The organism is Lutibacter sp. (assembly GCF_033723435.1).
Classification (GTDB): Bacteria; Bacteroidota; Bacteroidia; order Flavobacteriales; family Flavobacteriaceae; genus Lutibacter.
In genome coordinates, this window is record NZ_JAWVXC010000001.1 from 455,872 (window position 1) to 471,050 (window position 15,179).

General features: G+C 27.5%; 15 protein-coding genes. 6 read left to right on the top strand and 9 right to left on the bottom strand.

Translation table 11 applies throughout. The features are described 5' to 3' along the window. Positions 1-18 precede the first annotated feature (18 nt). Positions 19-1,026 (top strand): glycosyltransferase family 2 protein, encoded by a 1,008-nt coding sequence (locus tag R3342_RS02055; RefSeq protein WP_318937999.1) that lies wholly within the window; start codon positions 19-21, stop codon positions 1,024-1,026. On the opposite strand, the gene R3342_RS02060 is transcribed toward R3342_RS02055, so the two are convergent. The 8 genes from R3342_RS02060 to nusB form a co-directional block, all read right to left on the bottom strand. Further along, positions 1,013-1,633 (bottom strand): L-threonylcarbamoyladenylate synthase, encoded by a 621-nt coding sequence (locus R3342_RS02060; RefSeq protein WP_318938000.1) that lies wholly within the window; start codon positions 1,631-1,633, stop codon positions 1,013-1,015. The two genes, R3342_RS02055 and R3342_RS02060, sit on opposite strands and share 14 nt — an antisense overlap. A 69-nt stretch (positions 1,634-1,702) precedes the next feature. Then, positions 1,703-2,401, bottom strand: a complete 699-nt coding sequence (locus R3342_RS02065; protein ID WP_318938001.1) for a response regulator transcription factor — start codon at positions 2,399-2,401, stop codon at positions 1,703-1,705. Between the two features lie 10 nt (positions 2,402-2,411). Then, a complete protein-coding gene (locus R3342_RS02070) occupies positions 2,412-3,980 on the bottom strand; it encodes a HAMP domain-containing sensor histidine kinase (RefSeq protein WP_318938002.1) in 1,569 nt (522 codons plus the stop codon). A gap of 91 nt (positions 3,981-4,071) precedes the next feature. Beyond that, complete coding sequence (gene coaE / locus R3342_RS02075; protein ID WP_318938003.1) at positions 4,072-4,662, bottom strand: dephospho-CoA kinase; 591 nt, start codon at positions 4,660-4,662, stop codon at positions 4,072-4,074. Next, positions 4,659-5,627 carry a YbbR-like domain-containing protein gene (locus R3342_RS02080; protein ID WP_318938004.1) on the bottom strand — a complete coding sequence of 323 codons (969 nt, stop codon included), beginning with the start codon at positions 5,625-5,627 and terminating at the stop codon, positions 4,659-4,661. The genes coaE and R3342_RS02080 overlap by 4 nt, the downstream gene beginning before the upstream one ends. Before the next feature lie 72 nt (positions 5,628-5,699). Continuing rightward, positions 5,700-6,023 (bottom strand): preprotein translocase subunit YajC, encoded by a 324-nt coding sequence (yajC, locus tag R3342_RS02085; RefSeq protein WP_318938005.1) that lies wholly within the window; start codon positions 6,021-6,023, stop codon positions 5,700-5,702. 21 nt (positions 6,024-6,044) lie between these two features. Then, positions 6,045-6,497: a DUF1573 domain-containing protein gene (locus tag R3342_RS02090; RefSeq protein ID WP_318938006.1), complete on the bottom strand. Its 453-nt coding sequence runs from the start codon at positions 6,495-6,497 to the stop codon at positions 6,045-6,047. Between the two features lie 28 nt (positions 6,498-6,525). After that, a complete protein-coding gene (gene nusB, locus R3342_RS02095) occupies positions 6,526-7,464 on the bottom strand; it encodes a transcription antitermination factor NusB (RefSeq protein ID WP_318938007.1) in 939 nt (312 codons plus the stop codon). A 173-nt stretch (positions 7,465-7,637) separates the two neighbouring features. On the opposite strand from nusB, the gene R3342_RS02100 reads away from it, so the two are divergent. Beyond that, positions 7,638-9,392 (top strand): ABC transporter ATP-binding protein, encoded by a 1,755-nt coding sequence (locus tag R3342_RS02100; RefSeq protein ID WP_318938008.1) that lies wholly within the window; start codon positions 7,638-7,640, stop codon positions 9,390-9,392. Positions 9,393-9,471: 79 nt separating this feature from the next. After that, positions 9,472-9,846 (top strand): PUR family DNA/RNA-binding protein, encoded by a 375-nt coding sequence (locus R3342_RS02105; RefSeq protein ID WP_318938009.1) that lies wholly within the window; start codon positions 9,472-9,474, stop codon positions 9,844-9,846. A 73-nt stretch (positions 9,847-9,919) separates the two neighbouring features. Here the strand turns inward: R3342_RS02105 and sucC are convergent, their stop codons facing one another. Then, a complete protein-coding gene (gene sucC, locus R3342_RS02110; RefSeq protein ID WP_318938010.1) occupies positions 9,920-11,113 on the bottom strand; it encodes an ADP-forming succinate--CoA ligase subunit beta in 1,194 nt (397 codons plus the stop codon). A 241-nt stretch (positions 11,114-11,354) separates the two neighbouring features. Here sucC and R3342_RS02115 point away from each other — a divergent pair, with 241 nt between their 5' ends. The 3 genes from R3342_RS02115 to R3342_RS02125 are packed head-to-tail and all read left to right on the top strand — an operon-like array spanning position 11,355 to position 15,160. Further along, positions 11,355-13,715, top strand: coding sequence for a DUF5916 domain-containing protein (locus tag R3342_RS02115; protein ID WP_318938011.1), 2,361 nt, complete (start codon positions 11,355-11,357; stop codon positions 13,713-13,715). A 41-nt stretch (positions 13,716-13,756) separates the two neighbouring features. After that, positions 13,757-14,419 (top strand): ABC transporter ATP-binding protein, encoded by a 663-nt coding sequence (locus R3342_RS02120; protein WP_318938012.1) that lies wholly within the window; start codon positions 13,757-13,759, stop codon positions 14,417-14,419. A gap of 6 nt (positions 14,420-14,425) precedes the next feature. Further along, a complete protein-coding gene (locus tag R3342_RS02125) occupies positions 14,426-15,160 on the top strand; it encodes a 5'-methylthioadenosine/adenosylhomocysteine nucleosidase (protein WP_318938013.1) in 735 nt (244 codons plus the stop codon). The last annotated feature ends 19 nt before the right edge of the window (positions 15,161-15,179 follow it).

The following is a 15,179-nucleotide window of genomic DNA, read 5'->3' on the forward strand; positions in this document are numbered from 1 at the left end:
TACTATAAGTTTGCACGTATGAAAATAGCAATTGTAATATTAAACTGGAATGGCGAAAAATTATTAGAAAAATTTCTTCCTTCTGTTCTAAAACATAGTAATGTACCAAATACCGAAATATTTGTTGCTGACAATGCGTCTACAGATAATTCTATACAATTTTTAAAAACAAATTATCCAACTATACAAATAATTCAAAATAAAGAAAATGGCGGTTTTGCAAAAGGTTATAATGAAGCGCTACAAAATGTAAATGCAGATATTTATTGTTTGTTGAACTCAGACGTTGAAGTAACTGAAAATTGGCTTCAACCCATTATTTCTACTTTTAAAAATGAAGAAAACACCGTAATTATTCAACCTAAAATTTTAGATTACAAAAATAAATTGAAGTTTGAATATGCTGGTGCAGCAGGTGGTTTTATTGACAAATATGGCTATCCTTTTTGCAGAGGAAGAATTTTTAATGATATTGAGAAAGATAAAGCACAATATAATGATGTTAAAGAAATTTTTTGGGCTTCAGGAGCTTGCTTTTTTATAAGATCTGCTACATATAAAAAATTAGGAGGATTTGATGAAGACTATTTTGCACATCAAGAAGAAATTGATTTGTGCTGGAGAACTCAAAATAATAAAAATACTATTAAATATGTTGGTTTATCTAATGTTTATCACGTAGGCGGGGCTACATTAAAAGAAACAAATCCTCAGAAAACATTTTTAAATTTTAGAAATAGTCTGTTTTCTTTAGTCAAAAATTTACCGAAAAAATCTTTATTTCCAATTATTTTTACTCGTTTAGTTTTAGATGGAGTTGCAGGTATTAAATTTATATTTGAATTAAAACCAAAGCATACTTTTGCCATTTTAAAAGCGCATTTTAGTTTTTATAAAAACTTGTCTAAAATGCTCAAAAAAAGAAATAAACTTAATCAGAAAAACGATTATTTTTTAGTTAAAAGTACAATTTGGAGGTATTTTATTTTAAAACAAAAAACGTTCTACGATTTTATAAAGAATTAAAATCTCCTTTACCTTCACGTAATATTTCAAATTTTCCATCAGATAAATCAATTACAGTGGAAGGAATATTTCCTCCAAAACCTCCATCAATTACAATATCTACTTTATTTTGCCATTTTTCAAAAATCAATTCTGGATCTGTGGTGTATTCCAATAAATCATCTTCATCGTAAATAGAAGTTGATACTATTGGGTTTCCTAATTTTTCTATCAAAGCTCTAATAATATTGTTATTAGGAATACGAATTCCAACTGTTTTCTTATTTTTAAATGATTTTGGCAGGTTGGTATTTCCAGGAAGTACAAATGTAAAAGGGCCTGGGAAAGCTTTTTTTAAAATCTTATAGGTTGGAGTATCAATTTGCCTTACATAATCAGAAAGATTACTTAAATTATTACAAATAAATGAGAAATTAGCTTTATCTAGTTTAACTCCTTTTATTTTAGCTACTTTTTCCATAGCTTTTGTATTGGTAATATCACAACCTACTCCATAAACGGTGTCGGTTGGATAAATAATGAGTCCGCCTTTTTTTAAAATAGAAACTACTTTATCAATGGCTTTTTCATTAGGGTTTTCTTCATATATTTTAATTAATTCTGCCATAAATTCTATTTACCCAAATTTAAACAAAATACATAAAAAAAACCTGCATAAGCAGGTCTTTTTTATAATTTAACTCTTGTCGATCAGCCTAAATCCTTCTCCATGAATATTTAGGATCTCTACATTCTCATCTTGTTTTAAATATTTTCTAAGTTTAGCAATGTAAACGTCCATACTTCTAGAAGTAAAATAATTATCGTCGCGCCAAATCTTTGTTAAAGCAAGTTCTCTAGGCATTAAATCATTTTTATGCTGTGTAAGCATTTTTAATAATTTACTTTCTTTTGGAGAAAGTTTTAGTGATTCTCCTCCTTCAAAAGATAAATGACGTAATTTAGAATTAAAATGGAATTTACCGATTTCAAATTCAAAAGTTTCTTCTTCTTTGCTTTCTTCATTTTCCTTACGCTGCATAATTGCTTTTATTTTGTATAATAGCACTTCTGAATCAAAAGGTTTATTAAGATAATCATCTGCACCAACTTGATATCCTTTTAAAACATCTTCTTTCATAGTTTTAGCAGTTAAAAAAATGATTGGTATTTCCGTATTGGTAGCGCGAATATCTTGTGCTAATGAAAATCCATCTTTCCTTGGCATCATAACATCTAAAATACATAAATCGTAATCATCATTTTTAAACATTATTAAACCTTCTAAACCGTCTTTAGCCAAAGTAACATTGTAATCGTTTAAAGCTAAATAATCTTTTAAAATGGTTCCAAAATTTGGATCGTCTTCTACTAATAAAATTCTTTTATTTTCCATATTTAATGTTTTATATCAAAGGTAATTTAACGAAAAAAGTGCTTCCTTTTCCTTTTTCACTTTCTACATAAATTTCCCCTTGATGAATTTCTACTATTTTTTTAACATATGCAAGTCCTAAACCATGGCCTTTAACATTATGTATATTTCCTGTTTCTTCTCTATAGAATTTTTTAAATATATTTTTTTGTACACTTTTACTCATTCCTATTCCTTTATCTGCAATTTTTATAATTATATTTTTTGGGGAATTTTCTGTACTAATTGTAATTTTTGGTGCTTCAGTTGAATATTTAATAGCATTATCTAACATATTTACTATAATACTTTCTAAATGAAATGGGTTTGCCAGTACTTCTGTGGCATGAGCATTTAGTTTTAATTTAATATAACCTCCACTATTTTTTATAAGTAAATCTACATGGGTAATAGCTTCATTCAATAAGTCATGTACTTCAACTTTTTCCTTACTAACATCTAATTGATTTTTTTCTAATTTAGATATTCTTAAAACATTTTCGACTTGTGCATGCATTCGCTTATTTTCATCACGAATCATTTTTACATATCTAAGAACTTTATCATTATCGCTTATAATTTTTGGATTTTTTATAGAGTCTAATGCTAAATTTATAGTTGCTATTGGAGTTTTAAACTCATGAGTCATATTATTAATAAAATCCGTTTTTATCTCTGAAATTTGCTTTTGCTTAACTAATTGATATAATGCTGTTACAAAAGATAAAATGATAATTAAAATAAAAAACACAGATAAAATTAGTATTTTAGAAATAGATGCTAAAATGAAGTTTTTCTTTTCAGGAAATGTAACATATAGCTGGTAATTGCTCTTACCTTCTGCATCTGTAAACATCGGAACTTTATAACTTTTACCTTCTTCTTTTCTAAAATAACCACTTTTTACTTGAGTGGCTAATCCGTTACTATAAATACCATACTTAAATTTTGTATTAATTCCTCGTTTTTCTAATTCTTGTGTCAGTCTATTAGTTAATTCTCTATTGCTTACTCTTTTATTTATTGGTAATTTATGAGTAATTATGTCAAAATAATGTTCTAAATAAGCCTTTTCAGCACTTTTAAATCTGGTTAATTTAACGTAACTTTCTTGTGGTGGATTAGATGTTTTTAAATTATCATCCATGGTTTGATTTTTAACCACCACTACTTTTTCTTTACTAAATATTTCTTTAAAATTTATAGAATCGTTGTCAAAGAACTCAGTTGGTATTTTATAATTTGCTTCAATTATACTTTGTGAATAGGTAAACTTTTCATTGTTTGTAGTATCTATTTTTTCATAAATAAAATTACGAACATCCGAATCTTTTAACTTTTCACCTTTCTGATATAAGCTGTTTAATTTATTGTAAAACTCAGAAAATTCACGACTTTTTATCTCTTCCGAAACTTTTGCCAATGCAAATTTTACATTCGATGTAAATTGTGTATTGGTTATTTGAATAGTATTTTTAATCCAAAAAACTTGAACAAAAATAATGCCTATTAAAGCAATACTCATTAAAATTGTGATGAGTAAAAATACGCGTTTCCCCATTTTTCAAAATTAAACTTTTAACAATTAGAAGTTGGCATTTCAAATAATATTAACAAAAATTTAATAATTTAACAGTTATTGGTTATAATGCTTATTCAATATCGTCTTTTTGCAATATTTTATAAATAGTACTAATTTGGGATTTTGTGTTTTCTATATTATTATTTTCAATCACAAAATTTGCTTTTGCAATTTTATAATCATCATTCAGTTGATGTTGCATTCTTGCCTTAATTTCATCTTCAGAAACACCATCACGCAACTTCAGCCTCTTAATTTTAGTTTCATAATCAGCAACAACAGTAATTATATAATCACAGAGCTTATTGCTGCCACTCTCAAATAAAATTGCGGATTCATAAATAAGAATGGTGTTCTTGGATTTTTCTACAAAACTTTTAAAGTGCTGCTGCACTTTTGGATGTACTAATTTATTTAGTTTTTCTAGTTTTAAAGCATCGTTAAAAACAATACTTGCTAAATATTTTCTATCAATATTTCCGTTTTTGTATACTTTATCACCAAAAATTTGTTTTATTTGAAATTTTAATTCATCATCATTATTCATCAATTTTTTGGCCTCTACATCTGCAATATAAGTTGCAGTACCAATATCCATAAAACACTGTAAAACAGTAGTTTTACCACTTCCAATTCCTCCTGTTAAACCAACTATTTTCATTTTTGAATAAAAAATTGCACTCTACTTGGATTTATTTTAAGTGAAGTTATTAAATCACTTTTTTGCTTTATAATTGGAGTTAAAAATTGTATTAATGTATCTTTTTTATATTGATTAAAATCATAAACAATAAGAACGCTCTTACTATTAATTTTTGAATAATTGGCTAATCCTGATTGAAAAACAACTTCCACTTCATTTGGTAAAGTGTTGACTGATAAATTTTTAGGCTTGTTAATTATGTTAACAGGAATTGTAAAACTACCTTCTGTAAATTTATCTACTTCGCCAGTAATTTTAACATTTTTAGCACTTATTAAAACATGTTCACTTTTTGAAGGTAATTTTAATTTAGCTGTAACACTAATATTTTTATTAACATCATTTAATTTAATAGGTACCATTTCTATTTGATTAATTGAATCAATAAATTTTTCTGGACCAGTAATTGACACAGAATCAGGACTTATTTTTAAGGCTTTTGTTAATCCATATCCTAATTTAAAATTCAAATCAACAGAAGAAACTACACTAACTTTTTTTGTTTTATTAATTCCCAAATCTAATGAAATTGTATCTGTTAACACTCTAATAACTTCTGTTTCACTAGGTAATTGAGAGTTTAAATATGCAATTTGCAAATTTGGTAATAGTACATATTTAGATTTAGTTTTACGTAAATTTGCTAAACTTAAATTAACCTTATTATCCCAAATTTTATATCTTAAAAGAGAAAATCCAGGTGCTTTTAGAGCTACTTCTAAAGCTTCAGCTGGTTTATTTTGAATTAATTTATTTGCTGGTAAATTTTTATATTCCACCCTAAAAACAGCTGTACTTGTATACGTTTTAGACAACTCCATTAATAACCAAATAATTGAAGTTAATACTAAAAAAATAACAAACTCTTTAATTTTACGTTTAGTAGCGTTTGAAAAACCTGAAGATTTTACATTAGATTTCATTACAATAAAATAAAACTTAAATATACAAAAAAAGTGAGCTGTATGGCTCACTTTTTTTCGAAGTAATTCTTCTTATTTTTTATCTTTTGGAGCTAAATACCTTTTACTTAATTCCATGGAGATTGAAGATCGTTCAAATTTAATTTTCCCTGCCCCTGTTTCAACAATAACCGTGTTATCGCTATCTACAATATCCACAATTTTACCATGAATACCGCTTGTTGTAATTACTTTATTACCTTTAGCTAAAGCTGATTGAAATTTTTTCTCATTTTTCTGACGTTTCATTTGTGGACGGATCATAAAAAAATAAATTACCACAAACATTAATAAAAATGGTAACATACTTGTTAATGAACTTCCTCCTGCTGCTTGTAAAAATATAGTGTTATACATACTTTTTATATTTAATTTTTATTATTTTTTTGGTATTACATCACCTGTTACTCTAATTATTTCGGTAACATTTTCCGTATTTGTTCTTAAAGTTATGGATTTGTTTTGTTTTCCTCGTTTCCCTCTAGAATTAAACACAAAATTTAATTTCGCTGAATCTCCTGGTTTAATAGCATCTTTTGGCCAAGAAGGAACTGTACAACCACAAGAGGCTCTTGCCCCTGTAATTACTAAATCTGCTTTACCTTTATTATAAATAGTAAATGAACCATCAATTTTATCGCCTTCATTAATAGTACCAAATTCGTATGCTTTTTTATCAAACGCAATAACAGGCATTCCGTTATTCATTTTAGCATCGCGTGCTTTTGCTGTTTCAATATTTTTAGATTTAACTTTTGAAGCTGCATTATCTTTACATGACAATACTGCTAAACTAATTATAGCAATTAAAATGATTGTTGTTTTTTTCATGATTTAAAATTTTTGTAAAAGTATTAAATTATAATAATCCTCTCCCAATTTTTTCTATTCTTTTTGATTCTGTAAAATCTTTTAAAATCTTATCTAAAACACCATTAATAAAGTAACTACTTTTTTCAGTAGAATAATCTTTTGAAATTTCAATATATTCATTAATAGTTACACGTGCTGGTATGGATGGGAATTTTAAAAATTCAGCAATTGCCATTTTAATCAAAATCATATCAATTTCGGCAATTCTTTCTGTATCCCAATTTGGAGTTTTATCTACAATTTCTTTTTCAAATTCTGTATGATTTAACACTACTTTTCTGAACAAATCCAATACAAATTTTTTATCATCATCATCTTTATATAAATCCTTTAATAAAAATGGTTTAGTTGGTTTTAATTGTGATAAAGATTTTACAATCCAAGTGTTTACAAATGGAATATCATCTACCCAAGTTATATTTTTATCTTCAAAATAATCTGCTAGTTTATCATTTGGAGCTACAAATTCTTTAAACAACTCTACAACAAATTCTTTATCTTCTATAAATGAAGACTCTTTTGAATTTATATAATTTTGATATAAAGTACTTTTTTTAGTTTTATTCCAAATTTCAGCAGTATATTCTGAATCTAGTTTCCAGAAATTTAATTTATTAGCAGCAATATACTGATTTAGAGAACTACTCTCCTCTAATAGCTTAAATACTTGATTATCAATAAATTTTGTAGATGGATTTAATTCTTCCTTTGTGGCCAAAAATTTCTTTTTAGCTATATTAATATGATTTATTTCCATGTTTTTAACTTCTACTAAAAGTTGAAGCATCACCACGTATAAATCGTACATTTTATCAATACTAGTTAACAGGAATTTTTCTTCATAATCTAAATTATCACTTTTAGATTGTAATATTGCATATACAGATTGCATTACTTTAACTCTAACATGGCGCCTATTAATCATAGAAAGAACTTTACAATTTTATTTATTAGTTTTGCGCAAAAATACTATATTTTTTTAACAAATAGATTTAGTTTTATCATTTTTAATAACCTTTTTAATTTTTTTTCAAACCATAATATAATGCATTAATTGCTGTATATTCGTGATTTAAAAAAACATGTTTTTTTAGTTTTATGAAAGAATTACAATATTTAAATAAATACTTTTCAAAATATAAATATCGATTATTATTAGGTATTATAATAACCATAGCTTCTAAGTTTTTAGCACTTCAAGTTCCTCAAATTATAAGGGAATCTATTAATGTTGCCGGAGATTATAAAAATGGGTTAGTAACCAATTTAGCAGATGTAAAATCGGAATTACTAATGAACATCTTATTAATAATTGGTGCTGCACTTCTTTCAGGTTTTTTCACTTTTTTAATGCGACAAACTATTATTGTAATGTCTCGTTTAATTGAATTCGATTTAAAAAATGAAATTTATCAGCAATACCAAAACCTTTCGCTTAATTTTTATAAAAAAAACAGAACGGGTGATTTAATGAACAGAATTAGCGAAGATGTTACTAAAGTTCGTATGTATTTTGGGCCAGCAATAATGTACACCATTAATATGTTGGTTTTATTTGTTGTGGCTATTATAAAAATGTATCAAATAGATACAGTTTTAACTAATTACACCTTATTACCATTACCTATTTTATCTATTTCCATTTATATTTTAAGTAGAGTAATTAATAAAAGAAGCACCTTAATTCAACAATATTTATCAAAATTAACAGCAAATGCACAGGAAACCTTTTCAGGAATAAGTATCATAAAATCCTATGGAATAGAACAAAGTGCGATGCGTAGTTTTAAAAATTTAGCAAATACCGCAAAAGAAAAAAATATAAACTTTTATAAAGCTCAAGCCTTATTTTTCCCACTAATGATTTTACTTATAGGTTTAAGTAATATAATGGTTATTTATGTTGGTGGTTTACGTTATATGGCAGGTACCATTTCATTAGGGGTAATTGCAGAATTTATTATGTACGTTAATATGTTAACTTGGCCCGTTGCAGTTGTAGGTTGGGTTACTTCTATTGTACAACAAGCTGAAGCTTCACAAAAAAGAATAAATGAGTTTTTAAATCAAAAACCTGAAATTCAAAATAAAACGCAATTACATTCAAATATCAACGGAAATATTGAATTTAAAAATGTATCTTTTACTTATGACGATACAGATATTACTGCATTAAAAAATGTAAGTTTTAAAATTGAAGCTGGAAAAACATTGGCCATTTTAGGAAATACTGGCTCAGGAAAAACATCCATAATTAATTTAATTGCCAGATTATACGATGTAACTTCTGGCGAAGTTTTAATAGATGATTTAAATATTGAAGAAGTCAACTTAAACGATTTACGTCAAAATATTGGTTTTGTTCCTCAAGAAGCTTTTTTATTTTCAGATACTATCAAAAACAATATCAAATTTGGAAAAGAAAATGCCACAGATAATGAAATTGAACAAGCTGCAAAAGACGCTTACATTCATAAAAACATTATTGCATTTAATGAAGGTTACAATACTTATGTTGGTGAACGTGGCGTAACACTTTCTGGCGGACAAAAACAACGTATTTCAATAGCACGTGCAATTATTAAAAATCCAAAAATTTTAATATTTGATGATTGTCTTTCTGCTGTTGATACTGAAACTGAAGAAATTATTTTAAACAATTTATACAAAGTTAGCAAGCATAAAACTACTATAATTATAAGTCACAGAATTTCATCTGTTAAAAATGCTGATAAAATTATTGTACTTGATAATGGAAAAATAATTCAACAAGGATCACATAATGAGTTAGTTAACGTAAAAGGCTATTATAAAGCCTTATTTGAACAACAACTTTTAGAAAAAGAAATTTAAAAATTGTGCAATTAGCAAAATAATTTTATAGATTTGTGAATAAATCTAATAAAAAGATTAATAATTTAGAAAGTTAAATATGAACGAAAAAGATCATTTAGAACAAGAAGAGATATTCTCACAGGTTCTAAGAGCAGGAAGAAGAACTTATTTTTTTGATGTAAGAGCAACAAAAGCTGAAGATTATTACTTAACTATTACAGAAAGTAAAAAATTTACACATGATGATGGTTCTTTCCATTACAAAAAACACAAAATTTATTTATACAAGGAAGATTTTTCTGAATTTAATGAAATGCTAAAAGCAGCCACAAATTATATTTTGGAAGAAAAAGGTGAAGAAGTTATATCTGAACGTCACCAAAAAGATTTTAAAAGACCTTCTGAACTTAACGGAGAAGAAACAAATCCAAGTACGGATAGTTTTACCGATGTAAATTTTGAAGATATCTAAAAAGTATTTTTATTCACAAAAAAAGCCGATGATTATTAATCATCGGTTTTTTTATTTCTATACTTTATATAATTTAAGAAAGAACTTCTTGAACTTTATCTGCAGCTTCTTGGAATTCAGTAGCAGAAATTACATCTAAACCACTTGCGTCAATTAATTCTTTAGCTTCAATAGCATTAGTTCCTTGCAAACGAACAATAATTGGCACATTAATAGCGTCGCCCATATTTTTATAAGCATCAATTACACCTTGTGCAACTCTATCACAACGTACAATTCCTCCAAAAATATTTACCAAAATTGCTTTCACATTTGGATCTTTTAAAATAATTCTAAATGCAATTTCAACACGTTTTGCATCTGCAGTACCACCAACATCTAAAAAGTTAGCAGGCTCTCCTCCTGATTGCTTAATTAAATCCATGGTACTCATTGCCAAACCAGCTCCATTTACCATACAACCCACATTACCATCTAAATCTACATAATTAAGTCCAGCTGCATTTGCTTCCACTTCAATAGGATTTTCTTCACGTAAATCTCTTAATTCCGCTAAATCTTTATGACGATATAAAGCACTATTATCTAAAACAACTTTAGAATCAACTGCTAGAATTTTATTGTCAGAAGTTTTTAACACTGGGTTAATTTCAAATAATGAAGCATCTGATTTTACAAAAGCTGTATATAGAGATGTTACAAATTTTATCATTTCCTTTAAAGCATTACCTGATAAACCTAGGTTAAATGCTATTTTTCTAGCTTGAAAAGGCAATAAACCTAACTCAGGATCTACTTCTTCTGTATAAATTAAATGAGGTGTTTTATCCGCAACAGTTTCAATATCCATACCACCTTCTGTAGAATACATAATCATATTTCTACCAGTAGCTCTATTCAATAAAACAGACATATAATATTCTTCTGTTTCTGATTCTCCTGGATAATAAACATCTTCAGCTATTAAAACCTGATTTACTTTTTTACCTTGTGGAGGTGTTTGAGGTGTTTTTAGCATCATTCCAATAATGCTTTCTGAAATTGTTTCTACTTCTTGTAAACTTTTTGCAAGTTTAACTCCTCCTCCTTTTCCACGGCCACCTGCATGAACCTGTGCTTTAACAACCCACCATTGGGTACCTGTTTCAGTACTTAATTGTTTAGCAGCTTCCACCGCTTTTTTATGATTATCGGCAACAATACCTCTTTGTATTCTTACACCAAAACTACTTAGTAATTCTTTTCCTTGATATTCGTGTAAATTCATTAGAAATAACGGTTTTATTAAATATGCACAAATGTACTAATTTTATCAAAAGTTCTATTTGAATAATAAAAAAAGTTTTCATCATTATATCCATTAAAAAATAACAAAATTTAGATTTTATTAACATTTATTTAAGACGATATCGATATAATGTTAAATATTTTTGAATTTTATAAACTGAATTCTATTTCTATTGATGAAATTTTACCTGTCATTACTTTTTATATTCGTTTTTTCTTTAATGAAAGCACAACAAAAGCCAAAATCTGTTGAGGCTTTACGAATTAAAAAACCTCCTACTATTGATGGAATTCTTAATGAACCTTTTTGGTCAAAAGCTCAACCTGCAAAAAATTTTGTAATGTTCCAACCTGGAGATGGAACAAAAGAAAGGAATGATAAAAAAACTGAAGTTAAAATTGCTTATAATAATGAGGCTATTTATTTTGGAGTTACTTTATATGACAAAGAGCCTAACAAAATTCCGATGCAGTTTAGTAGCAGAGACCAATTTGGTCAAACTGACTTTTTTTTGATTAGCATTAACCCTAATAATGATGGCCAAAATGATACTGAATTCGTAGTAATGGCAACAGGTGTACAAGCGGATGCTAAAGTATCTTCAAATGGGGAAGACTTTAGTTGGAATGCCGTTTGGTCAAGTGCCGTAAAAATTAATAAAGATAGTTGGACAATTGAAGTTAAAATTCCTTATTCTGCTTTACGCTTTTCAAATTCACCAATTCAAACATGGGGTATTAATTTTCATAGAAGAATTAACAAATTAAATGAACAATACGTTTGGAATTACATTGATAAAAAAATTGGTGTGTTTACTCAATATTCAGGAACTTTAACAGGTATTAAAAATATTAAACCTCCTACTCGATTAAATTTTTCTCCATACGCATCAGCTACCAATACCAATTATGATGGGGATTCTGAATTGAAAACTAGTGTAGGAATGGATTTAAAATACGGAATCAATGAGAGTTTTACATTAGATGCCGTATTAATTCCAGATTTTGGTCAAACAGCTTTTGATGATCAGGTTCTTAATTTAGGTCCGTTTGAACAACAATATTCAGAAAAACGTGCTTTCTTTACAGAAGGAACAGAACTATTTAGCAAAGGTGATTTATTCTATTCTCGTAGAATTGGAAGCAACCCTGTTCTATACGATAAAGTTGAAGATACTATTACTTCAAGTGAGAAAATAATAAACAATCCTTCAAAAGTTAATATGCTGAATGCAATAAAAATTTCAGGTAGAACAAAAAAAGGATTAGGAATTGGTGTTTTTAATGCAATAACTGAAAAAACATACGCAAAAATAAAAGACACTGTAACTGACAAAACTAGAGAAATACTTACAGAACCTCTAGCGAATTATAATGTTTTAGTGTTAGATCAGCAATTTAACAAAAACTCATCTATAAGCTTTATAAATACAAGCGTTTTAAGAAATGGTAGTTTTAGAGATGCTAACGTTTCAGCCTTTATAGTAGATGTTGCTGACAAAAAAAATAAATATGGGCTTTATGGAGATTTTAAATTAAGTAATATTAGAGAAGAAAATACAAAAACTGGATATGCTGCTACATTATTCTTAAAAAAAATATCTGGAAATTTTCAATATGAAATTGGTAGTTGGCTTAGCAATAATAAATTTGATATTAATGATTTAGGCTATCAAAGAAGAAACAATTACACCAATTATTACGGTGAAATTTCTTACCGGATTTTTAAACCCACAAATACATTTAATGATTATCGAATTACATTAGGTAGCGAAATAAACTACCAAAATAATCCATACAAGTTTGCACAACATAACCTACATCTTAATTACTTTTTCGTTACCAAAACTCGTTTTGCTTTTGGAGGTTATATGGAAACTTTTTTTGGAAGTATTAATGACTTCTATGAGCCTAGAACTGAAGGTAGGTTTCTTAAACAAAATGGATATTTTAATATTAATGGGTGGGTTTCAAGTGACTATAGAAGAAAATTTGCTTATGATATTCGAGCTAGTTTTGCTTCTCGCTATAATAATTCAAACACACACAAAGAGCTTGTTTTATCTCCAAGATATCGCTTTTCAAATAAATTTCAGGTTATTTATAAATTTCAATATTCAAAGTCAGCTAATGACAAAGGATGGGTCACCAATTTAGATGATGGAAGTATTATTTTTGGTAATAGAGATATTAAAAGTTTTACTAACTCCATTTCAAGTAAATTCAGTTTTAATACTAAATCTTCATTATCTCTCTCGTTCCGTTATTATTGGTCTCCTGTACAATATGATTCAAATTATTATGAGTTAAACAAACAAGGAACACTTGATGCTAGTACTTATAATGAACAAAATGATATAAACTACAATATATGGAATTTAGATTTGAGTTATGCTTGGGAGTTTGCACCAGGAAGTCAATTAGTAGCTTTATACCGTAATTCTATTTTTAATTCTGATGAATTATCTCATTTAAAATTTAAGGACAATTTAGATAATTTATTTAAACAACCTAAAACTTCCATATTTTCAGTTAAGTTTATTTATTATTTAGACTATAACAACTTAAAACGTTGGTTGTAGTTTTAATTTAATTCCGTATTTTCACCGTATTATTTTTCACTATGATTACAGCTAAAAACCTACATAAATTTTACGGAGAATTAGAAGTTTTAAAAGGAATTAATTTATCTATTAAAAAAGGAGAAATTGTTGCAATTGTTGGGCCATCTGGAGCAGGAAAAACAACTTTATTACAACTTTTAGGAACACTCGACAAACCAAGCAACAATAATGCTTCCGAAATTAAAATAAATCATAAAAACGTACTTACTTTAAAAGATAAACTTCTATCTGAATTCAGAAATAAACATATTGGTTTTATTTTTCAATTTCATCAATTATTACCTGAATTTACAGCTTTAGAAAATGTTTGTATTCCTGCTTTTATTGCCAATAAAACTAAAAAACAAGCCGAAAAAGAAGCAATAGAATTACTTACTTTTTTAGGACTTTCCGATAGAATTAACCACAAACCAAATGAATTATCAGGAGGAGAACAACAGCGTGTTGCTGTTGCCAGAGCTTTAATTAATAATCCTGATGTTATTTTTGCCGATGAACCTAGTGGAAATTTAGACTCCGCTTCAGCAAAACAGTTGCACGAACTATTTTTTGAGCTACGTAAAAAGTTTAATCAAACTTTTATTATTGTAACTCATAATAGAGAATTGGCTGAAATGGCAGATAGAAAGTTAGAAATGAAAGATGGTAAAATTATTAATTAAGACTTTATGATTGGAATTATTAGCGCAATGCAAGAGGAAATTCAAGCCTTACTGCATCAACTTCAAAACGTTTCTACTACAATCAAAGGAATGCGAACTTATTACACTGGTACTTTATACAACCAAAAAGTAATTTTAGTTTTTTCGCGATGGGGAAAAGTAGCTTCCGCTGCAACAACCACACAGCTTATAAACGATTTTGATGTAAATGAAATCATTTTTACTGGCGTTGCTGGCGGTATAATTGAAACTTTAAATATTGGAGATGTTGTTATTGGGAAAAACTTATTTCAACACGATTTAAATGCTAGTCCTTTTTATGAAAAATTAGAAATTCCAATCCTAAAAAAGAAATATTTAGAAACTAGTAATTCGGATAAACTTTTAACTGCTACAAATCAATTTTTACAAAACTATAACAGTTATATAACAAAAGCTGATGCGCAACTTTTTGATATTACAGCACCAAAAGTAATTTTTGGAGATATTGCTAGTGGAGATCAATTTATTTCAAGCATTAAAAAAATTAAAAAACTAAACAAACTAATTCCAACTGCAACTTGTGTAGAAATGGAAGGTGCTGCGGTTGCTCAAGTTTGTTATGAATATAATATTCCTTTTTCAATAATTCGTATTATTTCTGACAAAGCTAATGATAATGCCAACATAGATTTTTCAAAATTTTCTGATACCATTGCCAGCAATTATGCTTTGGGTATTTTAAAAAACTATTTTGCATAATACTCTCTAATTTTTATAT

What these genes read in the sequence shown, in the direction of transcription:
- R3342_RS02055 (WP_318937999.1), top strand. Translation starts at nt 19, where the DNA reads ATGAAAATAGCAATTGTAATATTAAACTGGAATGGCGAAAAATTATTA.
- R3342_RS02060 (WP_318938000.1), bottom strand. Translation starts at nt 1,633, where the DNA reads ATGGCAGAATTAATTAAAATATATGAAGAAAACCCTAATGAAAAAGCC.
- R3342_RS02065 (WP_318938001.1), bottom strand. Translation starts at nt 2,401, where the DNA reads ATGGAAAATAAAAGAATTTTATTAGTAGAAGACGATCCAAATTTTGGA.
- R3342_RS02070 (WP_318938002.1), bottom strand. Translation starts at nt 3,980, where the DNA reads ATGGGGAAACGCGTATTTTTACTCATCACAATTTTAATGAGTATTGCT.
- coaE (WP_318938003.1), bottom strand. Translation starts at nt 4,662, where the DNA reads ATGAAAATAGTTGGTTTAACAGGAGGAATTGGAAGTGGTAAAACTACT.
- R3342_RS02080 (WP_318938004.1), bottom strand. Translation starts at nt 5,627, where the DNA reads ATGAAATCTAATGTAAAATCTTCAGGTTTTTCAAACGCTACTAAACGT.
- yajC (WP_318938005.1), bottom strand. Translation starts at nt 6,023, where the DNA reads ATGTATAACACTATATTTTTACAAGCAGCAGGAGGAAGTTCATTAACA.
- R3342_RS02090 (WP_318938006.1), bottom strand. Translation starts at nt 6,497, where the DNA reads ATGAAAAAAACAACAATCATTTTAATTGCTATAATTAGTTTAGCAGTA.
- nusB (WP_318938007.1), bottom strand. Translation starts at nt 7,464, where the DNA reads ATGATTAATAGGCGCCATGTTAGAGTTAAAGTAATGCAATCTGTATAT.
- R3342_RS02100 (WP_318938008.1), top strand. Translation starts at nt 7,638, where the DNA reads ATGAAAGAATTACAATATTTAAATAAATACTTTTCAAAATATAAATAT.
- R3342_RS02105 (WP_318938009.1), top strand. Translation starts at nt 9,472, where the DNA reads ATGAACGAAAAAGATCATTTAGAACAAGAAGAGATATTCTCACAGGTT.
- sucC (WP_318938010.1), bottom strand. Translation starts at nt 11,113, where the DNA reads ATGAATTTACACGAATATCAAGGAAAAGAATTACTAAGTAGTTTTGGT.
- R3342_RS02115 (WP_318938011.1), top strand. Translation starts at nt 11,355, where the DNA reads ATGAAAGCACAACAAAAGCCAAAATCTGTTGAGGCTTTACGAATTAAA.
- R3342_RS02120 (WP_318938012.1), top strand. Translation starts at nt 13,757, where the DNA reads ATGATTACAGCTAAAAACCTACATAAATTTTACGGAGAATTAGAAGTT.
- R3342_RS02125 (WP_318938013.1), top strand. Translation starts at nt 14,426, where the DNA reads ATGATTGGAATTATTAGCGCAATGCAAGAGGAAATTCAAGCCTTACTG.